Annotated in this window: 26 protein-coding genes; 17 read left to right on the top strand and 9 right to left on the bottom strand. The window is 62.6% G+C overall.

The window, feature by feature from the left end:
* Positions 1–4: 4 nt before the first annotated feature.
* Together AC2FLM_RS02955 and AC2FLM_RS02950 are read right to left on the bottom strand one after the other, a co-directional pair.
* Positions 5–997 (bottom strand): AAA family ATPase, encoded by a 993-nt coding sequence (locus AC2FLM_RS02955; RefSeq protein ID WP_496855428.1) that lies wholly within the window; start codon positions 995–997, stop codon positions 5–7.
* A gap of 129 nt (positions 998–1126) precedes the next feature.
* Positions 1127–2683 (bottom strand): arylsulfatase, encoded by a 1557-nt coding sequence (locus AC2FLM_RS02950; protein ID WP_496855426.1) that lies wholly within the window; start codon positions 2681–2683, stop codon positions 1127–1129.
* A 138-nt stretch (positions 2684–2821) separates the two neighbouring features.
* Between AC2FLM_RS02950 and AC2FLM_RS02945 the strand changes: the two genes are divergently transcribed.
* Positions 2822–3496, top strand: a complete 675-nt coding sequence (locus AC2FLM_RS02945; RefSeq protein WP_496855424.1) for a Crp/Fnr family transcriptional regulator — start codon at positions 2822–2824, stop codon at positions 3494–3496.
* Positions 3497–3902: 406 nt separating this feature from the next.
* Here the strand turns inward: AC2FLM_RS02945 and AC2FLM_RS02940 are convergent, their stop codons facing one another.
* From AC2FLM_RS02940 to AC2FLM_RS02930, 3 genes are all read right to left on the bottom strand, one after another.
* Positions 3903–4772 carry a hypothetical protein gene (locus tag AC2FLM_RS02940; RefSeq protein ID WP_496855422.1) on the bottom strand — a complete coding sequence of 290 codons (870 nt, stop codon included), beginning with the start codon at positions 4770–4772 and terminating at the stop codon, positions 3903–3905.
* Positions 4773–5190: 418 nt separating this feature from the next.
* Positions 5191–5520 carry a chaperone modulator CbpM gene (locus AC2FLM_RS02935; RefSeq protein ID WP_496855420.1) on the bottom strand — a complete coding sequence of 110 codons (330 nt, stop codon included), beginning with the start codon at positions 5518–5520 and terminating at the stop codon, positions 5191–5193.
* Positions 5517–6461 (bottom strand): DnaJ C-terminal domain-containing protein, encoded by a 945-nt coding sequence (locus AC2FLM_RS02930; RefSeq protein WP_496855418.1) that lies wholly within the window; start codon positions 6459–6461, stop codon positions 5517–5519. Before AC2FLM_RS02930 ends, AC2FLM_RS02935 begins: the two co-directional genes overlap by 4 nt.
* 400 nt (positions 6462–6861) lie before the next feature.
* On the opposite strand from AC2FLM_RS02930, the gene AC2FLM_RS02925 reads away from it, so the two are divergent.
* The 3 genes from AC2FLM_RS02925 to AC2FLM_RS02915 are packed head-to-tail and all read left to right on the top strand — an operon-like array spanning position 6862 to position 9706.
* Complete coding sequence (locus AC2FLM_RS02925) at positions 6862–7827, top strand: efflux RND transporter periplasmic adaptor subunit (RefSeq protein WP_496855416.1); 966 nt, start codon at positions 6862–6864, stop codon at positions 7825–7827.
* Positions 7827–9032: an ABC transporter permease gene (locus AC2FLM_RS02920; RefSeq protein WP_496855414.1), complete on the top strand. Its 1206-nt coding sequence runs from the start codon at positions 7827–7829 to the stop codon at positions 9030–9032. The genes AC2FLM_RS02925 and AC2FLM_RS02920 overlap by 1 nt, the downstream gene beginning before the upstream one ends.
* Entirely contained in the window at positions 9029–9706 is a 678-nt protein-coding gene (locus tag AC2FLM_RS02915) for an ABC transporter ATP-binding protein (RefSeq protein WP_496855412.1), read from the top strand. Before AC2FLM_RS02920 ends, AC2FLM_RS02915 begins: the two co-directional genes overlap by 4 nt.
* Positions 9707–9723: 17 nt before the next feature.
* Here AC2FLM_RS02915 and AC2FLM_RS02910 read toward each other — a convergent pair whose 3' ends face one another.
* The 4 genes from AC2FLM_RS02910 to AC2FLM_RS02895 form a co-directional block, all read right to left on the bottom strand.
* Positions 9724–10479: an SDR family NAD(P)-dependent oxidoreductase gene (locus AC2FLM_RS02910; protein ID WP_496855410.1), complete on the bottom strand. Its 756-nt coding sequence runs from the start codon at positions 10477–10479 to the stop codon at positions 9724–9726.
* Between the two features lie 85 nt (positions 10480–10564).
* Positions 10565–10888: a hypothetical protein gene (locus tag AC2FLM_RS02905; protein WP_496855408.1), complete on the bottom strand. Its 324-nt coding sequence runs from the start codon at positions 10886–10888 to the stop codon at positions 10565–10567.
* A 62-nt stretch (positions 10889–10950) separates the two neighbouring features.
* On the bottom strand, positions 10951–11262 hold the full coding sequence (locus tag AC2FLM_RS02900) for an ElaB/YgaM/YqjD family protein (RefSeq protein ID WP_496855406.1): 312 nt from the start codon (positions 11260–11262) through the stop codon (positions 10951–10953).
* An 81-nt stretch (positions 11263–11343) separates the two neighbouring features.
* Complete coding sequence (locus AC2FLM_RS02895; RefSeq protein ID WP_456039443.1) at positions 11344–11775, bottom strand: cupin domain-containing protein; 432 nt, start codon at positions 11773–11775, stop codon at positions 11344–11346.
* Positions 11776–12359: 584 nt separating this feature from the next.
* Here AC2FLM_RS02895 and atpD point away from each other — a divergent pair.
* From atpD to AC2FLM_RS02830, 13 genes are all read left to right on the top strand, one after another.
* A complete protein-coding gene (gene atpD / locus AC2FLM_RS02890) occupies positions 12360–13838 on the top strand; it encodes a F0F1 ATP synthase subunit beta (protein ID WP_496855404.1) in 1479 nt (492 codons plus the stop codon).
* Complete coding sequence (locus AC2FLM_RS02885; protein WP_496855402.1) at positions 13835–14245, top strand: F0F1 ATP synthase subunit epsilon; 411 nt, start codon at positions 13835–13837, stop codon at positions 14243–14245. Before atpD ends, AC2FLM_RS02885 begins: the two co-directional genes overlap by 4 nt.
* Positions 14242–14535 carry an AtpZ/AtpI family protein gene (locus tag AC2FLM_RS02880; RefSeq protein WP_496855400.1) on the top strand — a complete coding sequence of 98 codons (294 nt, stop codon included), beginning with the start codon at positions 14242–14244 and terminating at the stop codon, positions 14533–14535. Before AC2FLM_RS02885 ends, AC2FLM_RS02880 begins: the two co-directional genes overlap by 4 nt.
* On the top strand, positions 14517–14822 hold the full coding sequence (locus AC2FLM_RS02875; RefSeq protein WP_456039446.1) for an N-ATPase subunit AtpR: 306 nt from the start codon (positions 14517–14519) through the stop codon (positions 14820–14822). The genes AC2FLM_RS02880 and AC2FLM_RS02875 overlap by 19 nt, the downstream gene beginning before the upstream one ends.
* A complete protein-coding gene (locus AC2FLM_RS02870; protein WP_496855398.1) occupies positions 14819–15532 on the top strand; it encodes a F0F1 ATP synthase subunit A in 714 nt (237 codons plus the stop codon). The genes AC2FLM_RS02875 and AC2FLM_RS02870 overlap by 4 nt, the downstream gene beginning before the upstream one ends.
* The gene (locus AC2FLM_RS02865) at positions 15532–15777 is read left to right on the top strand and encodes a F0F1 ATP synthase subunit C (RefSeq protein ID WP_213633090.1); all 246 of its coding nucleotides are present in this window, start codon (positions 15532–15534) and stop codon (positions 15775–15777) included. Before AC2FLM_RS02870 ends, AC2FLM_RS02865 begins: the two co-directional genes overlap by 1 nt.
* 4 nt (positions 15778–15781) lie before the next feature.
* Positions 15782–16519, top strand: coding sequence for a F0F1 ATP synthase subunit delta (locus AC2FLM_RS02860; RefSeq protein ID WP_496855396.1), 738 nt, complete (start codon positions 15782–15784; stop codon positions 16517–16519).
* Positions 16509–18032 carry a F0F1 ATP synthase subunit alpha gene (locus tag AC2FLM_RS02855; protein WP_496855394.1) on the top strand — a complete coding sequence of 508 codons (1524 nt, stop codon included), beginning with the start codon at positions 16509–16511 and terminating at the stop codon, positions 18030–18032. Before AC2FLM_RS02860 ends, AC2FLM_RS02855 begins: the two co-directional genes overlap by 11 nt.
* On the top strand, positions 18029–18883 hold the full coding sequence (locus AC2FLM_RS02850; protein WP_496855392.1) for a F0F1 ATP synthase subunit gamma: 855 nt from the start codon (positions 18029–18031) through the stop codon (positions 18881–18883). The genes AC2FLM_RS02855 and AC2FLM_RS02850 overlap by 4 nt, the downstream gene beginning before the upstream one ends.
* 64 nt (positions 18884–18947) lie before the next feature.
* Entirely contained in the window at positions 18948–19469 is a 522-nt protein-coding gene (locus tag AC2FLM_RS02845; RefSeq protein ID WP_496855390.1) for a hypothetical protein, read from the top strand.
* A gap of 63 nt (positions 19470–19532) precedes the next feature.
* Entirely contained in the window at positions 19533–19880 is a 348-nt protein-coding gene (locus AC2FLM_RS02840) for a hypothetical protein (protein WP_496855389.1), read from the top strand.
* A gap of 194 nt (positions 19881–20074) precedes the next feature.
* On the top strand, positions 20075–21526 hold the full coding sequence (locus AC2FLM_RS02835) for a YfcC family protein (protein WP_496855388.1): 1452 nt from the start codon (positions 20075–20077) through the stop codon (positions 21524–21526).
* Positions 21523–22746 (top strand): arginine deiminase, encoded by a 1224-nt coding sequence (locus AC2FLM_RS02830; protein ID WP_496855387.1) that lies wholly within the window; start codon positions 21523–21525, stop codon positions 22744–22746. The genes AC2FLM_RS02835 and AC2FLM_RS02830 overlap by 4 nt, the downstream gene beginning before the upstream one ends.
* Positions 22747–22754: the final 8 nt, after the last annotated feature.

The following is a 22754-nucleotide window of genomic DNA, read 5'->3' as shown; positions in this document are numbered from 1 at the left end:
GGTCCTAGGTCAGCGCAACTTGCGCGATCATCTCAGAAATCACCCGGTCCGGGGTGATCCCGTCGCCCATCGCCTCGTATGTCAGTCCCAGCCGGTGGCGGAACACGTTGGGCGCCACCGCGCGGATATCGGCGGGATCGACATAATCGCGCCCTTCCAGCCAGGCATGGGTGCGCCCGCATTTATCAAGCGCCAGCGAGGCGCGCGGGCTGGCGCCCACCCCGATCCAGCGGCCCAGATCGGGCCCGAACCTGTCCGGCACCCGTGTCGCGTTGACCAGATCGGCCATGTAGCGTTCCATCGCGTCCGAGACGTGAATGCCGACGATCTCGCGCCGCGCCTCGAACACCGCCTCTTGCGAAATCGCGGGCGGGCGTTCCTTTGCCACCTTGTCCCTGGGCGGATTGGCCGCGGCCTCTTCGCCACGCACAAGGCGGATCACCTTCACCTCGTCCTCGACCGGGGGATAGGTGATCATCACATGCATCAGGAACCGGTCCATCTGCGCCTCGGGCAAGGGATAGGTGCCCTCTTGTTCGATCGGGTTCTGGGTCGCCATCACCATGAACAGCGGCGGCATCTTGTGCGTGGTGCCAGAAACGGTCACCTGACGCTCTTCCATCGCCTCGAGCAGCGCGGCCTGGACCTTGGCCGGGGCGCGGTTGATCTCGTCGGCCAGCACGATATTGGCAAAGATGGGTCCGGGTTCGAAGCGGAACTCCGACCCCTTGTCCGTCTGGTAATACACCTCGGTCCCGGTCACGTCCGAGGGCAACAGGTCGGGCGTGAACTGGATGCGGCTGAAATCGGTCTCAAGGTTCTTGGCCAGCGCCTTGATCGCCCGCGTCTTGGCCAGCCCCGGCAGGCCTTCGACCAGCAGGTTGCCATTGGCCAGAAGCCCGATCACCAGCATCCGGATCACGTCCTGCTGGCCGATGATCGCATCGCCCATGCGCGCAATCAGGGTGTCGATGTCATCGCGTGGCGTGCTGCCCATATACGGCTCCGTCGTTCTCGGGATTCGTGGCCTTCCCCCTCGCGGGGGCCGACACGGGTGGCGCCCGCCTGCCCGCCTCGGCAAGACAAGACCGGCGGGAATACACCCGCCGGCCCAGATGGTATCAGATCAGTTCGAACTGGTGTTCGATGTCAGTTTCTCCAGCGCGGCACCCAGGTTGAAGCTGCCCGGCGACTGGCGCGGCGGGTAGTCCTTGTAGGTTTCCAGATGCTGGGTCACATAAGCCACTGCCGGCAGCACCATGAACGCTCGGTCGAACCGCCACATGTCGTAATTGGCCGATTCGTGATCCGCCCGCTCGAACGGGTCGCCCAGCAGATCGAACAGCTTGGGCAGACGCAGTTCAAAGAACGGTTCCTGCCAGACCTCGAAGCCGTGGCCGCGCTGCTCCAGGAACACCATCTTCCACCGGCCATAGCGCAGGTTGGCCAGATCGCCGTCATCGGTCCAGTAGAAGAACTCCTTGCGCGGGCCTTCCTCGACCTCGCCCGAGAAATAGGGCAGCAGGTTGTAGCCGTCGAGATGCACCTTGTACTCGCGCCCGATCGCCGAATGACCGGTCAGGAGCTTGTCCTTGACGTCGGTCTCGCCCACGGCCGCGAGGATGGTCGGCAGCATGTCCTCGTGCGAGAAGATGTCATTATAGATGGTGCCCGGTTCGATGACGCCGGGCCACTTGATCAGGGTCGGCACACGATAACCGCCTTCCCAGTTCGAGTTCTTCTCGTTGCGGAAGGGGGTGGTGCCGCCATCCGGCCAGCTGAACACCTCGGCCCCGTTATCCGAGGAATACATGATCACCGTGTTGTCGGCGATGCCCAGCTCTTCGACCTTATCGAGAACCTGGCCCACGTGACTGTCATGCTCGACCATGCCATCGGCATAGATACCCAGCCCGGTGACGCCATCGGATTCCGGCTTCAGGTGCGTGTTCACGTGCATCCGGGTGGTGTTGTACCACAGGAAGAACGGCTTGTCGGCGGCCACCGCGCGTTCCATGAAGTCGATGGCCGAGGCGGTCACCTCTTCGTCAACCGTCTCCATCCGCTTCTTGGTGAGCGGGCCTGTATCCTCGATCTGGCCATCCGAGGTTGCGCGAATGACGCCGCGCGGGCCGAAATTCTCGCGGAAACCGGGGATCTTCGGATAATCGGGATGCTCTGGCTCTTCCTCGGCATTCAGGTGATAGAGATTGCCAAAGAACTCGTCAAAGCCGTGATTGGTCGGCAGATGCTCGTCCAGGTCGCCCAGGTGGTTCTTGCCGTATTGGGCGGTCATGTAGCCGTGATTCTTGAGCAGGCCCGCGATGGTCGGGTCCTTCTCGGACAGACCTTCCTTGGCGCCTGGCAGCCCGACCTTGAGCAGACCGGTCCGAAGCGGGCTTTGCCCGGTGATGAAAGCCGCGCGCCCGGCGGTACAGCTCTGCTGGCCGTACCAGTCGGTGAACAGCGCACCCTCGGAGGCGATCCGGTCGATATTCGGCGTCCGGTATCCCATCATGCCCCGGTTATAGGCCGACGTGTTCATCCAGCCCACGTCATCACCCCAGATGATCAGGAAATTTGGTTTCTGATCCTGCGCGATCGCGAAACTTGGCGCGATCGCCAACGTTAGTGCAACAGCGGCCTGCACCGCGCGTTGCCTCATACTCAATGTGGCAGCCACGAACCTTCTCCTTTTTGAACTGACCGGATGTCTCAAAATGGTATCAAGAAACGAGTGGACAAAAGTATCAATTGATTGCTTTGTGAAAATTCTCTCTTATTTTCTAGGGGTAACGGAAGACGTCAAGGAGTGCGCATCATGCCTGTCGATCCGGCTCTCTTTGGAGACAGCGGGTGGTTCGCCGCGTGTCCCGAGAGCCTGCGCGACGCACTGGTAACAAGGGGGCAGTGGCGCAAATACGCGCCGGGGGAACGGGCCACGGGCGATGTCGAGGCGCCGCAGGCCGGCATGTTCGGTGTCTATCAGGGGACCTTTGACATCAAGACTCCGCGCGCGGATGGTGAACTTGTCACCTTTCATTCCCTTTCCCGCGGGCACTGGATCGGCGATATCTCTATCCTGTCGGAGCAAAACCAGCTTGCCGTGATGGAGGCACGAGTCGCATCTGAAGTGCTGTTCGTTCCGGCCCCGGTGGTTCTCGACATCGTTACACGGACCCCAGCCCATTATCGCGATTTCTACCGGCTGACCCGGCGCAACATGAACATCGCGATCGAGGCGCTGATTGGTCTGGTCGCTTCGGATGCCGATCACAAGATCGCCTTTCGCCTGCTCCAGCTTGACCGCATGAACTATGTTCCCGGCGGATGGCTGGACATGTCCCAGAACGACCTGGCCGAGATGCTTGGCCTGTCCATCGCCTCGGTACGTCGCGGACTGGCCGAGCTTGCCGGGGCAAGCGCGATAGAACTCGGCTATGCCCGGATGCGTGTTCACCGGGCTAAGCTGGCTTCGTGGATCGAAACACACTGACTCCGGGGGGGAACCTGTTCCAATCCGCTAAACCGCCTTGCGGTTCAAAGCGTTGGCTCGGGCATAAACAAAAAAGGTTTGATATGGCGCACCCGAGAGGATTCGAACCTCTGGCCTCTGCCTTCGGAGCGGGTCTAATGGGCTTTCCTAATCATGCGATAGAGCCCTCTAGAACACTATAATCATTGGATAATTATAGACACGGCCAAAGGCCGCGCCGAAAGCTCTATCCGAGAATACGCCTTGGTTTCCGGCCGCGTGGTTGCGTCCTGCTTTCGTGAAACCGGGCGCAAAATGAGGGTATGAGCATGCCGAAGCTCACTAAGCGATTTGTCGAAGCGGTCAAGCCGGGACCCAAGGGCACAGCGGTCTGGGATGACGAGGTCGCCGGGTTCGGGCTCCGTGTCTACGCCACAAGCCGGAATCGCCCGGACGGAACATCGTTCTCGGTCGTCCAGGAGTGGATCAGCTGGTGTGGTCTGGCGGCCTTCACGACCGCACTGTCGTCCCGCACATACTTGCCCTTTAGGTATCTGAGCGTGACCCGTTCAGACATTTCGACGAGCGCAACACCGATGGGAACTTCGCCGATATAGGCGACGGTCGGACGGTGGGGCTCCCAGATCTTCCCACAGGAATAGCGCCCGTATTTGCGATCATTCTCAGGAACCTCCCGCTCTTCGATCTGCGCCCGAAACAATGGTTGATCAGGCGGCGCGAAGGTCACACGATACCCTTTTCGCTCGAACGCATCGTAGAGCCCATTCGCGAGATCCAATGCGCGTGTCAACTGCGCCTCGGACGTCACGATGTCCGGCAGAAGGAGTTTGTAGGGACGGAGAAACTCGTACTCGTCGATCTTGCGCGTCTTGCGGTAGTGCGGCTCGACGCCGCGAAGGATTGGGTGCCGGGCATCCTCGCGCTGCCTGCCACGACTTGGTGACGACACCGAAGATCTGGTGGCAGGCGTCACGGGACGCGCAAGCGGCGTGTCCGCCGACCAGATAAGCTGATCGCCTGGCTTTGCAAGGGAAAGTGGAGGTCGTGGAGAGGCCTTTCCGACCGCCTTCTTCTGCCAATAGCCAGCGGGAGGCCGAGGCACAGCCAGCGCCGTACAGACCCGGGCGAGATAGGAACCAGAGACACCGTACTCAGCCGCCAGGTGGCTGATCGGTGTTGACCAGACCTTTTCGTAAAGTTCTTCTCGCGTGACTTGTCTGGAGCGGGGCAAGTTGGTGTTGATGTCGTGGGGCAACTCTTTGTTCTCATGCAGCAATCAGGATTCATCAGGATTCACGGTCCAATGCGGTAGAGTGACCGATATCGCAACACAGTTGTTGGCGAAGCCGTGCAGAGGTTGATGTTGCCCTTGCGTTCCGAACCCAGGATCACGGCATAGTGGGTTATGTCAAAGCTGGAGCTACCCAGCCGGGATTGCACACGAAACGCACCTCGCCACCCCCTACCCGCCTCAAATCACTACGGAGTCGGTTCGATCCTCCATCGGCGCAAGAAGCGACTGAGTCTCAGAAAGACCTCAGCAAAGACGTTGCGACGACTAAGCGACAAGAAAAATCATCGTTCTTTGATGGGGCAGGCGCTGCGTGACCCGCATGCCAACGTCGGCGCCGGGAACAGGCGTAGCGTTTTGTTGGACGTAGGGACACCGCTTCTCGGTCCCGCTGGAATTCCGCTCAAGGCCTTTTCATTTCCGCCATGATCCGGGCCTGCAGGTCGGCCGGCAGGGCGGCTATCACGCGTGCCATGGTCGCGAGATCCTGCCGCGCGGTGTGCAATTGGTCAATGAGCGAGATCACGATGCCCAGGCCGGTCTCATCCAGATCGAGGTCTTGGGACAGATCGCACAAAAGCTCCAGCCGCGCGAGATCGATGCGGCGAAAGACATACGCGCCCGCTTCGCGCTCTGGCCGGACGAAATCACATTCGATGAAGGTGACAAGCTGGCTGCGGGTCAGCCGCGTCACGCTTGCAACGACGTCGTCTTCGGAATAGCGGTCTGTCATGTCCCGGCCCCTTTCATCAGATCGGCGCGCGGGTCGTAGGCATGGGTCTTGCGCCATTCCGCAAGGAACTCGCGCAGTCCAACGTCCACGTCAGGCGGCGCGACGATCTTCAGCTCGACCCGCTGGTCGCCCTTTGTCTGGCGCCCTGCCCGTGCGACCCCGCGCGCCCGCAGACGCAGAACCTGGCCAGAGCTTGTCCCCGGGGGAATGGTGAGACCTACGGGGCCGTCGATGGTCGGTGCTGTGACCTTGCCGCCGAGAACAGCCTCGTCGATGGTGATCGGGAGCGTCAGGAGAATGTCGTCGCCGTCACGACGGAACACCGGGTGGGGCCGCACCAGAACGGTGACGAGCGCATCCCCTGCCGGACCACCACCGAAGCCGGGCGCGCCTTTTCCGCGCAACCGGAGCGTCTGGCCGTCCTCGGTGCCCCTTGGGATCTTGACGGCGAGGCTCTGGCCATCCGGCAGCGTGATACGGGTCTCGGCACCTCGTGCAGCATCCAGAAACGGCACCTCAAGCGTATAGCGCACATCCGGGCCATGGGCTGAAAACCCACGGTCAGAAAAGTCGCCACCGGACGACCGCGAACGATTACGCAGGATCTCCGCGAAGATGTCCGCCGGATCGGCATTCTGCCCAAACCCGCGCGTTTGCTGGTAGGCGTTGTCCGACGCGTCTGCGAAATCACGATAGTACTGCCGCTGTGGGCGCTCTGCGCCGAGCCCGTCGATCTCTCCCGCATCATATCGGGCGCGGGTCTCGGGATCTTTCAGGATCTCATAGGCAGCAGAGATTGCCTTGAACCGCGCCTCGGCCCCGGCATCGTCGGGATGCAAGTCAGGATGGCTTGTCCGCACCAGTTTCCGATACGCCTTCTTGATGTCGTCGGCCAATGCGGCCTTGGTCAGGCCAAGCACCTCATATGGATCGTCGGGCATCGGGGCCTCCCATTGGACAACCGGCTCAAGGCCGGGCGACGCGCGCGCAGGTGGCCTCTTCCCTTTCTAAATGCCATGGCGATGCCGGTGGCGTCCCTGATCCATGTCAGGGCGCGGTCGCGCTGGCCGGATATCTTGTCCCGGCCGCTGTCTGATCGGAGCCATCACTCCGCCCATGCGGAATGACGTTCGGAAAGGATCCAGCTTGGCCTCGGCAAACACCATGGAGACACGGGATAACCCCCGCGCCGGAACGGAAAACGAGGCTGCTTCCGCGCCGCGCGTGCCAGCCCTGCGCCCGGTCGCGCCCGCGCCTGTCAAAAGGCGTCGCCGATGGCTTTGGGGGATTGCGGGCCTGCTGGTCCTTGCAGTTGGCGGCCTGGTCTGGTCGCAGGTCTGGATGGCACGGCCGACCGTTGTCACGGTCGAGATCGCCACCCTCGCCCCGGTCACGCGCGTGCTTGCCGTGAATGGCCGGATCGCGGCGGTCCGGTCCGTCGATGTCAGATCGGTGGTTTCCGGCACCCTCGCGACGCTTCCGGTGGCAGAGGGCGACATGGTCGAGGCAGACCAGGTCCTCGCGCAGCTCGATGCGGGCGCGCAGACCGCCGCCGTCCGGCAGGCCATGGCCGCGCTCGAAGCTGCGCTCGTGACGCAGCAACAAGTGTCGGAGGCCTATGATCGCGCTGTCGTGCTGGGCGACAACGTCGCAAGGACAGTGCTGGAGGCGGATGCCTTCGCCCTGCGATCCGCAGCACAGGAGGTGGCGCGCCTGACCGCGCTGCTCGACCAGGCGCAGATCGTGTTTGGCACCTACACGATCCGGGCGCCCGTTGCGGGCACCGTCCTTGAGCTTGACGCCGAGGCCGGGCAGATCGTCGGCCCGTCGGAACGGTTGCTGACCTTGGCCGATCTCACGGAACTGGTCGTCGAAGCGGATGTGGACGAGGCCTATGCGACACAGATCGCGGTCGACCTGCCCGCCATCGTGCAACTGGCCGGGGAATCCACTACGCGCGAGGGTCACGTCAGCTTCGTGTCGAACCGCGTGGACGAGGCCACCGGGGGCCTAGCCATCAAGATCGCCTTCGACAGCCCGGTTTCGGCCCCCATCGGCCTGACCGTGGCGACGAATATCATCGTCGAGCAGCGCGAGGCCGCGCTGACCGTGCCGCGCACCGCCTTGCTGAACGACGACGGGGTTTTCGTGGTGTCGGACGACGTGGCGGAGTTGCGGCCCGTGACGGTGGTGGACTGGCCAGCCGCGCGCCTGATCGTGACCGGGGGCCTTGAGGCGGGCGAGGCGGTGATCGTGGACGCCACAGGCATCGCGGATGGGCAGACGCTCGCGGTGGATCAACCCTGATGCTCTATGCCCTGAAGATTGCGACCCGGTATCTGACGGCGAGCAAGGCCCAGACGGCCCTGTTGGTCACAGGCGTGGCGGTGGGCGTGTTCATCTTCATCTTCATGTCGGCCCTGATCGGGGGGCTGGCCGAATTCATCTTGTCGCGCACCGTGGGCGACATCAGCCATATCACAATCGAAGCCGAGACCAACGACCCGTCCGTGCTGATCTCGCCCGAGGGCCATGTGCTGGTTGTGGCCGAACGGGGGCGCACCCGCACCGCGACGCTGTCCGAGGCCGCGACCTGGCTGCCCCTGATCGAAGGGGTTCCGGGGGTCAGGGCCGTCTCGCCGCAGATCAGCGGCGCGGGGTTCGTCACGCGCGGGGCGCAGGTCGCACAAGTCAGCGTGACCGGTGTGGAGCCGGGTCGCGAATCCGCCATCCTCGATCTGGCGGGCTACATGGTCGAGGGGGATGTGCGGCTTGGGTCGGGCCTGATCGTGCTGGGTCGCGATCTGGCCGATGATCTGGCGCTGTCGATCGGCCAGACGCTGCGGCTGGAAAGCTCAAACGGTGTCACGGCGGCGCTGACGCTCAGCGGTATCTTCAAGACCGGTAATGGCAGCATGGACAGCGCGCGGGCTTTCGTCAGCCTGTCGACCGCCCGGACACTCTATGCCATGCCGCAAGGCGTCACGCGGATCGAGATCAAGCTGGACGATCTGAACGCGGCCGATGCCACGGCCCTGCGGATCCGCGCCCTGACGGGCCTTGACGCGGTGCCCTGGACGGACGGGGCGGAGCAACTGATGGAGGCGCTGAACGCACAGGCGCAGACCGGGTATTTCCTCAAAACCTTCGCGCTCATCACCATCGTGATCGGCGTCGCCTCGGCGCTCTTGCTGTCGACCTACCGCCGCCGCCCCGAGATCGGGATCATGCGCGCGATGGGGGCCGGGCGCGGGTTCGTCATCTTCGTCTTCGTCACGCAGGGCGCGCTGATCGGGCTGATGGGGGGCATCATGGGCGCGGCGCTGGGATACCTTGCACTCTTGCCCTTCCCCTCGCGCGATGCCTTCGAGCCCGGCACCCTGCCAATGGACATCACGCAAGGATCCTATGGCCTGGCCATCACGCTGACCGTCATCGGCGCGATCCTCGCCTCGATCCTGCCCGCACGTTCGGCCGCCCGCGTGGATCCCGTCACGGCGATAGGCCAATGAGCGCGCTTCTGGAAGTAACCGACCTGTTCAAGACCTACGGGACGGGAGAGGCCGCGACACGGGTCCTGCGCGGCTTGTCCTTGCGCCTCGACACCGGAGAGATGGCGGCGCTGCTGGGGCCGTCGGGGTCGGGCAAGAGCACGCTCTTGACGATACTGGGCACATTGATGAAGCCTACATCGGGCAGCTACGTCATGCTGGGCGAGGACATGATTTCCGCCGATGACCGGGCCCTGACCGAGTTTCGCAATGCCCACATCGGCTTCGTTTTCCAGTTTCACAACCTTCTGCCGGATTTCACTGCGCTGGAAAACGTGATCTTCCCCACGGCCGTACGTGAAGGGCGCGAGACGCCTGCCGCCCGTGCACGTGGCCGCGATCTACTGTCCCGCATGGGGCTGGCCGACCGCATCGAGTTCCCCTCGGCCAACCTTTCGGGCGGACAAAAGCAACGAGTCGCAGTTGCCCGTGCCTTGATGAACAGTCCGGAACTGGTGCTGGCGGACGAGCCGACCGGGAACCTCGACCGAGACTCGGCAAACCAGGTGATGGACCTGATCGGACAGATCAACCGCGAGGAGGGCACGACCTTCCTGATCTCGACCCATGACGAAAAGATTGCCGGTTTCTGTCGGCGACAGATCGTCGTGGGTGATGGGGTTGTGACCGGTTAGGCCCACGCAGCGGGTGTTTACTGCGCGGTATAGCCCCCGTCGACGAGGTGGTAGCTTCCGGTGATGAAACTGGCCTGATCCGAGAGCAGAAAACAGGTCATCGTCGACACCTCCGCAGCCTCACCCAGCCGCCCGATTGGGTGCAGGGCGGCGATGCCGTCCAGCGCCGCTGCGTCGAGGTTCTTTTCCAGAAGCGGCGTCGCGATGAAGCCCGGACCAACCGCGTTGACCCGAACCCCGGCCTTGGCGTATTCGATGGCCGCAACCTTTGTCAGGCCAACAACCCCATGTTTCGCGGCGACATAGGCACCGGCCGTGGCAAAACCGACCGACCCGAGGATAGACGCCATATTGACGATCGCGCCGCCGCCCGCCTTGACCATTTCGGGAAGGCCAAAGCGCATGCCATGAAACACACCGGTCAGGTTGACGTCGATGACCTGCTGCCAACCATCCAGAGGATATTCCCCAACCGGATGCGCGGGGCCACCGATACCGGCATTGTTGACAAGAAGATGCAATCCACCCGTCTGCGCCACTGCGAACGCGACAAGGGCCTCCACCTCAGCGGCAACGCTTGTGTCGGTCTTGTGGATGAAAGCCTTCCCACCGGATACCTTGATCTGTTCGGCCACGGCAGACATCCCTGCCTCGTCCATATCCGCCAGAACGACCCGTGCCCCGTAGCGTGCCAGATCCTGCGCGATTGCGGCGCCGATGCCGGAGGCGGCACCTGTCACGATGGCTGTCTTGTCACTGAACTCAATGGTCATTCTCAGTCTCCTGCAAATGGATAATTCTGGGAGAGGCTTCGCAGATTGAATCGTAGCGCGCCAACTTGGGTGAACCGGGCCAATTTCAGTCCCGCCTGCCCTCGCCCAGGGATCGCGCCAGAACAAATGCTGCCGTGAACGCAACCTGAGAGGCTAAACCGGTTTCGCCGGTTGCAGGTGCCGCCGGTTGTGAGACCGGTGGGTCGGTCAGAGCCCTTTTCGCAAATCGGTTTCTGGCGAAGACCAGAAGGACCGCAGCCAAAATTGTTAATCCGAGGCCGATCAAGAGGGACGCCGGACCTTGCCCTACCGCAATACTGAGCGTGAGATACGCCCAGGCCGTCAGGAACGCCATTCCTGCGGCTGCGGTCAGACCCCCGGCCAGAGCAAGAAAGACCGGCAATAGCATTGGTCGCACCTCCCTTCGGATGTATCGGCCAATGCTGTGCACGATGTCATCGACAATACCCATCAGCGCCGCGACAGGGCGCCAACCAAAAAACCCGCGCCCGCGGCGAGGCCAATTGTCATGAAAGGGTGGGCCGCAACGGACGTTTCCAGTTGCGCCTCTGCAGAGCGGCCCTTGCTTGCTGCATAATGTTTCGCTTCGTCAAAGCCTTCCGCGATGTCCGCGGCCATGCGGCTGCCGCGCCGTCCCGCGATCCCGCTGACAGTCTCGGTGAGCCGCGACAAATCCTCTCGCAGGGCGGCCAATTGATGGGTTACTGCTTCGATATCAGTTGCGGCGGTAGCTTGAGGGTTCGTCTTGCTATCAAGTGACATTTTGATTTCCTTTGTTTGTTGGGGAGTGGGGTATTGTGCCGCCTGACCTTCTGTCCGAGAGCGGCCTGAATGCATCGCGCATCATGTTTGGGCCGATACCCGGACCACCTCTGCCGTCTGCTCGGTGGCTTCTCCCGAGAAAGCCTCGTCGGATGCATCCGCCTCGGCCTTGGTCTTTTGAACCAGTTGGTCCTCGTGATGCGGTGGACCGTAAAGGGTATAAAGCTTGAGCGCCTCATGGCCCGTGCAGATCACGTTGTGATGCGCACCTGCGGGCACAACCACACCATCGCCGGGGCCAACCTTGTGCGGCGTGCCATCGATCACGACACGTCCTTTGCCGTCTTCGATGCGAAAGAACTGGTCCGTGTCAGCGTGTATCTCGCCACCGATTTCAGTCCCCGGCTCGAGTGACATCAGAACCAGTTGCAGCTTTGTTCCTGAATAAAGAACACGCCGAAAGTCGGTGTTTTCTTCCGTCAGTTCCTCTATATTCGCAACATAACCGATCATGACGCCTCTCCGTTCATTTCATCGTCTGGCTAGACGACACGAACGTGTGTGCCGCAGATAAATCTTCACCGCACTGATCGGCGTTAGCAGCGTGCTCCGTTTATCTTCACTGCGGTGCGGTTGGCGGAAATCGGCCTTTGGTCGAGCGTCCTCACCCCGGGCGTCATGAATCGCGCCGCTTCGTTTCATGGCCCAATGACGCGTGCACTTACTGCGGCCTACCACCGCCAAAAGCGGGCGTGGGATCAGGTTTGGTGAACGTAGGCGCCAGGCGCCGCCACGATCGGACCCAAGCCCTTGTCCGGCGCACCGATGAAGGGTGCCGGCACGAAGCCGCTGCTATTTCCTTCCAGCCAGGTCGTCCGCGCGGGCCACTCGGAACTGGATGTCGCGCACTTTTCTTACGCCCTGTGTGGCAAACGACCGTGGTGGTCGCATTGATGCAGATCAGCGCCCACCGTCGCTGAAAATTCTATGCTGCTTTCAAGTGTTCCCCGCAGGCTGTTGTTTTCTGACTGGCTGCCCGCGACAGGCAAACTAAGAGGCCCCGTTTGACACCCAAAAGCTCAGATCAGACACCGAACATGGACACTACCCGGGTCGGGAACGGCGCACAGGTGGATGATTGCGGCTTGCCTCTCGACGGTGTTGTGCATGCCGTCAGAGGGGCGGTTGTAGATGTTGTCTTTGCCGGGGCCGAGCTGCCACCGATCAATTCTGCCCTGGTCGTGAAATGGGACCGCCCGACCGTCCTTACTCTCGAAGTCCACAGCCACCTCGATCAAAAGACAATACGCGCGGTGGCGTTCCAATCCACCGCGGGCCTTGCCCGTGGCGTTTTGGTTCATTCCAGCGGCGGGTCGGTTACCGTGCCCGTGGGCGAAGCCGTTCTTGGAAGGCTTCTGGATGTCGTGGGCAACGTGCAGGACGACGGGCCTGCCCTTCCTGACGATACACCGCGACGGTCGATCCACGCCCTGCCACCGCTTCTGAAATCCCAGACTGGCGCCACCGATGTGTTCGAGACGGGGATCAAGGTGATCGACCTGCTGACGCCGATGGCTCAGGGCGGCAAGGCCGCGATGTTCGGCGGCGCAGGCGTGGGCAAGACCGTTTTGGTGATGGAACTGATCAGCGCCATGGTCGAGAAATACGAAGGTATCTCGGTCTTCGCGGGCGTCGGTGAGAGATCACGCGAAGGGCATGAGCTACTGACTGAAATGCAGGACTCGGGCGTGCTGGAGCGCACCGTGCTGGTCTACGGCCAAATGAACGAGCCACCCGGAGCGCGCTGGCGGGCTCCGCTGACAGCCTTGACGATTTCGGAATACTTCCGCGACCAGAAGCACAAGAACGTCCTTCTTCTAATGGATAACGTATTCCGCTTTGTTCAGGCCGGGGCCGAGGTATCGAGCCTTTTGGGCCGCCTTCCCTCGCGCGTGGGCTACCAGCCGACGCTTGCGACCGAAGTGGCGGGCCTGCAAGAGCGTATTGCCTCTGTGGCAGGCTCTGCCGTGACCGCCATTCAGGCGGTCTATGTGCCTGCCGACGATTTCACGGACCCCGCTGTGACCACGATTTCCGGGCACATGGATTGCGTCATCATGTTGTCCCGCGCCCAGGCGTCCGAGGGGTTTTATCCGGCGATTGATCCGCTGGGCTCGTCATCGATGCTGCTCGATCCGCTGGTTGTCGGTGACGCGCATTACCAGACCGCCGAGGCGGTCCGGCAGGCGCTGGCAAGGTTCCGCGAGCTTACCGACATCATTTCGCTGCTGGGAGTCGAGGAACTGGGCACCGCCGACCGCTTGATCGTCAAACGCGCAAGGCGGTTGCAGCGGTTCCTGACCCAACCCTTCATGGTGACCGAGGCCTTTACTGGTACGCCGGGCGCCAGCGTGCCCCTCACCGAGACCCTCTCGGGATGCCGCGCCATTCTGGACGGCGAAGCCGACGCGTGGTCCGAAAGCTCGCTCTACATGGTCGGCACGCTGGAGGACGCAAGAAACAAAGAGGCCGCTGCAAATGCCTCGGACGCCGCCGACGCCGAGGAAGCGGCATGAGATTGCGCATCGTGACCCCCCTGTCCGTCGTTGTGGACGAGGATGCCGAAAGCTTGCGGGCTCAGGACGCCAGCGGAAGCTTCGGCATTCGGCCCGGCCACGCCCCATTCCTGACCGCGCTCGCGGTTTCCATCCTCAGTTGGAAGACCGCCGGTCTCGAGCGGTTCTGCGCATTGCGCGGCGGGGTGCTGACCGTGACTGCCGGTAGCAGTGTCGCGATCGCCACCCGCGAGGCCGTGGCGGGCGACGATCTGGCCACGCTGGACGCGGAGGTTCTGACCCGGTTTCAGACCGACGCCGACGAAGAACGGGTCGAACATGTCGAGACGATGCGACTGCAGATGAACGCCATCCGCCAGATGATCAGCGGGTTGCGCCGGGGCGCAGACACGGGAAAGTTCCGGTGACCGAAGACCCATCTGAGCCCCCAGAAACCGATCCTCTGATCGAGGAAATCCGCAAGCATCGCAGCCGGCGCGAGCAGTGGTTGCGCGAAGGTAACATGTCCGTCGGTCGACGTTTGGCGCAGATCGGCGTGCTGGGCTGGATTTTCGTGGTGCCGACTCTGGCGGGCCTGTTCTTCGGACGCTGGCTCGATGCGCAATTTGAGACGGGCATTTTCTGGAGCGCCCCGATGATGCTGCTCGGGCTTTGCATAGGCGGCTGGACCGCTTGGAAATGGATGAACGCACGATGACCGATCCCTCCACTCTCCCGCTAATCGTCCTTCTTCCGATCTGCTTTCTGGGTGGGCTCTTCATCGGATGGGGCTATTTCCGTGCGCTTCGCGAGACTGCCAACCTGATCGTGGGCGGAGGCAAACCGCTCAGGGCGATCGTCCTGACCCTCGCACGCATCTCGCTTCTGGCCACTGGGTTCTTCATCGCTGTGCTGGCAGGCGGCCTTGCCCTGTTGGCGGCCCTTGCAGGGGTCCTCTGCGCAAAGTGGATCATGCTCCGCAGGATGGGGGATATCCAAACATGAACTCTCCCCTCGACTCTACCGTCCTGTTCCAGATCGGACCGGTTCAGATCACGCAAGCCATTGTCACGACATGGGCGATCATGGCGATACTGGTGATCGGGGCGTTCCTCTTGACCCGGCGGCTTGACCTCAGACCAACCCGGCGTCAGGCAGCGCTGGAGCTGATGGTCGCTACGCTCGATACCCAGATCACCGAGACAACGGGCGCGGCACCCGCCCCCTATCGCGGGTTCATCGGCACGCTCTTTGTGTTCATCCTCGTGGCGAATTGGTCCTCGCTTGTGCCAGGGATCGACCCTCCAACCGCAAAGCTTGAAACCGATGCCGCCCTCGCCGTTCTGGTGTTCCTGTCCGTAATCTGGTTCGGCATACGCGCGGGCGGTGTTGGCGGCTGGCTGAAAACTTTCGCCGCGCCCAATCCGGTGATGATCCCGCTGAACATCCTGCAAAGCCTGACGCGGGTCTTTTCCATGTTCGTCCGGCTGTTCGGCAATGTAATGAGCGGTGTCTTCGTCATCGGCATCGTCGCCTCATTGGCTGGCCTGCTGGTACCGATCCCATTGATGGCGCTCGATCTGCTGACCGGGCTGGTGCAGGCCTACATCTTCGCGGTGTTGGCGATGGTGTTCATTACCTCTGCGGTCGAGGACGGCGCGCGAACTCAACCAAATATCGACCTTGCCCTTTCCACAACGAAAAAGGATTCATGATGGACTATGCTCCGCTTGCCAGTATCTTCTGTGCGGCCTTTGCGGTTGCCTTTGGCGCTATCGGCCCCGCCCTTGCAGAGGGTCGCGCCGTTGCCGCGGCGATGGATGCCATCGCCCGTCAGCCCGATGCCGCAAATACGATTTCGCGCACGCTGTTCGTCGGGCTTGCGATGATCGAGACGACGGCAATCTATTGTCTGGTGATTGCGCTCCTGCTGCTCTTCGCCAACCCGCTACTGGCATGAGCGCATGACCTTCGATTGGTGGGGACTGGGTCTTCAGGCCATCAACGTCCTGATCCTCGTCTGGCTGCTCAGCCGCGTGTTCTGGCGGCCGATAGCCGGGGCCATCACCCGGCGACAGGACGCGGCGCAGGCCATGCTGGAGGAAGGCAAGACAGCACAAGCGAAGGCCGATGCTGCGCTTGCAGAGGTCGCTGAGACTCGCGCAGGCATCGCGGCCGAACGCGAGGCCATACTTGCTGAGGCCAAAGCGACAGCAGACACAGTAGCGAAAGCCGCGCTGAAGGATGCTCAAACCAAGGCGGACGCCATGATCGCTGCCGCGCGCACCGCCATTGACCGCGACAGAAACACAGCGCGGAAAGAGAACGCAACGAGGGGCGCCGAATTGTCGGTCGAGATTGCAGCCCGGCTTCTGGGCCGGTTCAACACGCCTGCGGTTCAGGCGACGTTCCTTGCGCAACTTGTCGAGGCGATCGCGGGCATGTCCGCCTCCGACCGAACGGCGCTGATAGCCTCGGCAGACGACATCGAGATCATCACCGCGACAAACCCGGAGGACGCGGAAAGGGCCAAGATCGAACAAGCGGTAAAGGATGCGTTGGACGGCACGCCCAGCGTTCGTCTTGTCACCGATCCCGACCTGATCGCCGGACTGGAACTCCGCAGCGGGCATTTCGTGCTTCACAACAGCTGGCGGGCCGATCTGGAGAATATCCTGAAGGAGGTCGAGAATGCCGCCTGACGCGCCAGACTGGTTCGCCTCGGCGCAAGGCGCAGTGCGTCGCGCGGCACTGGGTCCGCGACCCGAACACAGGGGCCGTGTCGAGGAGATCGGGGACGGTGTGGCGATGATCTCGGGCTTGCGCGACGTGCGGTTGGACGAGGTTCTGCGGTTCGAGGGCGGCCAGTTCGGGTTCGCCCGGGTTCTGGACCCCGATCTGATTGGCTGCGTGTTCGTTGACGCCGCGACCAAGGTCGAGGCGGGCGATGCCGTTTTCGGCACCGGCGAAGTGGTAAGCGTGCCTGTCGGAGAGGCGCTGCTCGGGCGCATCGTCGACCCGCTCGGCCGCCCGCTGGACGGAAAGGGGGCAATTGAGGCCGAAGAGCGGTGGCCGATCGAGCGCCCGGCGCCGTCGATCATCGAACGAGATCTCGTGACCCAGCCGGTGCAAACCGGGATACTCGTGATGGACACACTGTTCGCGCTTGGCCGGGGCCAGCGCGAGTTGATCGTCGGCGACCATTCCACCGGAAAGACGACACTGGCCACCGACACGATGATCGCGCAGCGCGACAGCGACATGATCTGCGTCTATGTCGCGGTGGGGCAAAAGACATCCAGCGTACGCCGCGCCATCGACGCGCTGCAGGCGCATGGGAACTTCGCGCGCTGCATCGTGATTGTCGCGGGCTCCGCCTCGGCGCCGGGGCTGCAATGGATAGCACCGTATGCGGGCATCACGATGGCGGAGTATTTCCGCGACCAGGGCGGTCACGCTCTCGTGGTGATCGACGATCTGTCCAAACACGCCGCCACCCACCGCGAGATCGCCCTTCTGACCCGGCAATCTCCGGGGCGCGAGGCCTATCCGGGGGACGTGTTCTACATACATGCCCGCCTACTAGAACGGGCTGCCAAGCTGTCCAAGGCGCGTGGTGGCGGATCCTTGACCGCATTGCCGATCGCAGAAACCGATGCGGGGAACCTGTCGGCCTATATCCCGACCAACCTGATCTCGATCACGGACGGACAGATCGTGCTGGATGCGGCTCTGTTCCATCAGGGGCAGAAACCGGCTGTGGACGTGGGACTGAGCGTCAGCCGTGTGGGCGGCAAGACCCAAGCGCCTGTGCTGCGCGAGGCGGCCGGCACGCTACGGCTCGACTATGCGCAGTTTCTGGAACTCGAGGTCTTCACCCGGTTCGGCGGCATGCCCGAAGGTCGCGTGCGCGATCAACTCAGGCGCGGGAAAAAGATCCGCGCGATCCTGCGTCAGCCGCAGAATGCACCCCTTCGCCTGGCCGATGAGGTGGCGCTCCTGCTCGCCGTGCAGTCAGGGCTACTGGACCCCCTATCGCTCGATGCTGTTGCCACCTTTCGGGACAAACTGCCGGAAAATCTTGATCAGGATGCCGGCGATGCCCTGCGTGCCATTTCAGAGACCGGGGAACTGAATGAGACGGCGCGGGCCGCCCTGATGGCCGCGATGACCCGCCTTGCGATGCAGCTTGGCGATACGGAACCCGCGACATGACCGAACGGTTGGCCGATGTCAGCGCTCGGATCGACGGCATCCGCCAGTTAGGGGCCGTGGTGAACGCGATGAAGGGCATCGCCGCGGCGCGCGCCCACACCGCCCGTGCCGAGCTGGAGGCCGTCGACAGCTATGCCGCAACAATTGCCGCCGCCATATCCAACGCGCTAGGACCCGCAGGTCCTACGTCACCGGCCGAGACCTCTCGCGGCCGAACCGACGGTCGCATCGGTCTTTTGGTGTTCTGCGCCGAACAGGGCTTCGCCGGTGCCTTCAGCGAACGCGTTCTGGACAGCATCCAAGACGACCTGCCGGCCACCAGCCTGTTTCTGATCGGCACCCGTGGTCTGTCGATCGCTGCCGCGCGCGGTCTCCATCCGGTCTGGTCCGCGCCGATGTCCTCGCACACGCCTGGCATCCCGAGACTGGCCGATCAGATTGCCAAGGCGATCTACCGCGCCCTGGGCGAGGGTCGTTTTGAGCGTATGGATATGATCCATGTCGGATGGGCGTCCGGGCGACCTCAAGTCCTCCGGCAGGTTCTGTTGCCGGTCGATCTGTCGGCCCTGCCGCCGCCTGGAACGACACGTCCGCTGACCCAGCTGCCCACCGACGCCCTGATCAATAGTCTCAGCGGGGACTATCTCCATGCCCTGGTGTGCAAGGCGGCGCTTCATGCCTTTGCCGCAGAGAACGAGGCAAGAATGGAGGCCATGTCCGCCGCGGGCAGCCAGATCACGCGCGAGCTGGGCGAATTCGAGGCGACTCTGCGCCAGGTACGACAGGAAGCGATCACAGCCGAAATCATCGAACTGGGGACCGGCACGGCGTCCGCGCGCGGCGCAAGGTGAGCGCTACGGGGCTAACATAGGCTCCTATTGATCTGGGTCAGCACAAGCTGGCGCGGTTTGCGTCATGTTGGTCGTTAACCAAGGTGTGGCACCCGCCCGCTTTGGTTCGACCGGCGTCATGACATCGGCCAATCCGGCCCATGCAAACGGCGCCAGCAAGGATCCTGCAATGGCACACGCTGCGATGCAACTTGGACAAGACCCGCAATTCGAGCCGTTTCTGCACGCACCCTTGGGTGAAGATCGACGCGGAAGCAGCGTCACCGTTCTATCGATGCTCGCCTGGCTCGGCGTTGATCCCTGGAGCGAAGCCTCGGAGCTTTCCAGATTGCCCGCAGCGGCGGCAAGGCAAAGGTTGGAGGCGCTGATGACACGTTTCCATGACGTACCGACCCCTGTTCCGGATCGGAGCAGGATTGTCTCGGGCCTTCTTGCCCTGCTGCCGAGGCGGGCGACGACCGCAATTTCACCCCAGGACGGCACTTCGGCCAAGCTTGCACTGCCACCGCAGGGATCCCCATTCTACTGGATCATTGCTGCAGCCCTGTTCGTTGGCTGGGTCGCCATGCTTGCACAAGGCCAGTGAGATGAACCCCTGCGCGAAACAGCCATCACCCAGCACAACCGCCAATCTTGAAAGGAGCCTTGAATGACTGCAGATGACACCCTCTGGGATCTGGAAGAACGCTTCTGGACACAAGGTGCCGAGAGTGCGCGTCACGCGACCGGAAAGGGCGCTGTCTTCGTCTTGCCCTATCCTGCCGGCATTCTTCAGGGCGATGCGCTCTGGAGAGAAAAAGACGTCGCCCAAAGGTGGCGTTCGGTCGAAATGAGCGAGCGTTATCTCTCATGCCAGAACAACATTGCCGTATTGGCCTATCGTGTCTCTGCCGAACGGAGCGACGAACCGATCTACGAGGCACTCTGCACCTCGACCTACCTGAACGACGACGGCAAGTGGCTGCGGCTGGCGCATCAGCAGACCCCGCTGAGTTGATCGCGAGAGTTGTCTGGCGCGGGTTCCTTAGGGCGGCAAGGTTCAGGCCATGCATCGGCGCGGTTCGCGTTCCGATCCATGGCCTCTGTGATGCGCGCAGCCTAACCTCGGTCAGTCCGCGATCTGCGATCCTGGATCAAGATGAGGGTGGCCGCCGGTTCTTTTCAAAAACCGGACAGGGAAAGGACCTCATTATGCCACCCACCAAAACGACATCTGCCGAACGCAGCCCCCGTTTCCACTTCCCCTCAGCCTATACCATTCTTTTCGCGCTGATCGTGATCATCGCAGGGCTGACGTGGGTGATCCCAGCCGGTCAGTATGAGCGCGCTGCGTCCGAGGCCCTTGGCAAGGATGTTCCGGTGGCGGGAACCTACGCGCCCACCGACGCCAATCCGCAAGGCTTTTTCGACGTCATACTCGCTCCCATCGCAGGCTTCTACGATCCGGGAAGCTATTCTGCCAATGCCATCGACGTGGCGCTGTTCGTTCTGATGATCGGCGGGTTCATCGGAGTGGTCACGGCAACTGGGGCCATCGATGCGGGCATCAAGCGCGCAATGGTGCGGCTCGAAGGGCGGGAAAAATGGATGATCCCGATCCTCATGGCGCTCTTTGCGGCGGGCGGCTCAACCTATGGAATGGCCGAGGAAACTCTGGCCTTCTACGTCATCCTGACGCCGGTGATGATCGCGGCGGGCTATGACGCGCTGACCGCCGTGGCGGCGATCCTGCTGGGTGCCGGGGTGGGCGTGCTCGGCTCGACCGTGAACGCCTTTTCGACCGTGATCGCGTCGGACGCCGCCGGAGTGCCCTTCACCGACGGGCTGACGCTGAGGCTGGTCCTGCTTGCGCTCACTTTCGCTGCGGCCGTCACTTACGTCATGCGCTATGCCGCACGTGTCAAGGCCGACCCGTCCCGGTCGCTGGTCTTTGACAGAAAGGCCGAGAACGAGGCGCATTTCCGCAGCACGGCCGAGGCCGGACTCAGCGACTTTACCGGACTGCACAAGATCGTCCTGCTACTTTTCGGCGCGACCTTCGCGGTGATGATCTGGGGAGTCTCGCTGGGCGGCTGGTGGATGGCCGAAATGAGTGGGCTGTTCCTGTTCGCCGGTATCGCCATAGGGATCATAGGACGGTTAGGAGAGAAAGGGCTTGTCGACGCCTTCGTTGGCGGTGCGCGCGACCTTTTGGGCGTGGCGCTGATCATCGGGTTGGCGCGTGGCATCGTCGTGATCATGGACGCGGGCCACATAACAGACACGATCCTTCACTGGGCCGAAGGCACCGTCGCGGGCCTCAATGAGGTCGTGTTCATCAACGTGATGTACTGGATCCAGGTCGTCCTGTCCTTCTTCGTGCCCTCCACCTCCGGCCTTGCCGTCCTGTCCATGCCGATCCTTGCCCCCGTCGGCGACTTTGCGGGGGTATCTCGCAGCCTCGTGGTGACAGCGTTCCAGTCGGCAGAAGGCGTGGTCAATCTGGTCACACCCACCTCCGCGGTGGTCATGGGCGGGCTCGCCATCGGGCGGGTGCCCTATGAGCGCTGGCTGCGCTTCGTCTGGCCGGTGCTTCTGGGTCTCACGATCATCGTCATGGCTGCCCTCAGCCTTGGCGTTCTTTTGCAAGGAACACCGACATGAGCATCACCTACGGTGTCCATTCCGAGGCGGGCAAGCTGCGCCGTGTCCTCGTTCACAAGCCCGGCGCCGCGATGGCCCGGCTGACGCCCGCCAACTGCACCGAACTGCTGTTCGATGATGTGATCTGGGTGAAGCAGGCGCGGATCGAGCACATGACCTTCGTCGATGCGATGCGCAATCGCGGCGTCGAGGTCGTGTTCCTGCGCCAATTGCTCATGGAAACGCTGAAAGACATGGACGCCCGCAAATGGCTGCTCGATGCGCGGATCAGCGACAACACCGTCGGCGTCGGTCTGGCCGATGACCTCATGGCCCACCTGATGGAGGTCGACGCCGATCTACTGTCGACCATCCTGATCGGCGGCATGAGCAGGGCCGAACTGCCGATCCCGGAAAAGGGTGTGCTGGCCCCCATGCTGGAGCCCGCGGATTTTATCCTGGCGCCGCTGCCCAACCACATCTTCACCCGCGATACGACATGCTGGATCTATGGCGGCGTTACACTCAACCCGATGCACTGGCCCGCGCGGCGGCTGGAGACGCTGAACCTCGCCGCCATTTATCGCTTTCATCCCAACTTCAAGGACGCGGGCTTTCCCGTCTGGTGGGGCGACCCGATGGCCGATCATGGACCGGCAACGGTCGAAGGCGGGGATGTCATGCCCATCGGAAACGGCACCGTTCTGATCGGCATGGGGGAGCGCACGACACCACAGGCCGTCGGCCAGATTGCCCGTGGATTGTTTGCCGGTGGCGGTGCGACACGTGTCATTGCCTGTCAGTTTCCCCGTGCGCGCGGGTCCATGCACCTCGATACGGTCTTTACCTTCTGCGACCGCGATCTGGTCACGGTCTTTGCCGAGGTGACCGATGCCATCCGTTGCTACAGCCTGCGCCCCGGCAAGGGCGAGGACGTCGTCGTGGAGGCCGAAACGAAACCGTTTCTGGCGGTCGTGGCCGACGCCCTTGGCCTCAAGAAACTGCGTACCGTGCCCACGGGCGGCAATGCTTACGAATCCGCCCGCGAACAATGGGACGACGCCAACAACGTGGTCTGCCTCGAGCCTGGCGTCGTCGTCGGGTACGAACGCAACGTCTATTCAAACACCCTTCTGCGCAAGGCGGGTGTCGAGGTCATAACCATCCCCGGATCAGAGCTTGGGCGCGGGCGCGGCGGGTCACATTGCATGACCTGTCCGCTGATCCGCGACCCCATTTGAGGAACATC

The organism is Ruegeria sp. SAZD011 (assembly GCF_059612545.1).
Note: the sequence above shows the minus strand (reverse complement) of the source record. Positions and strands in the feature narration are given on the sequence as shown.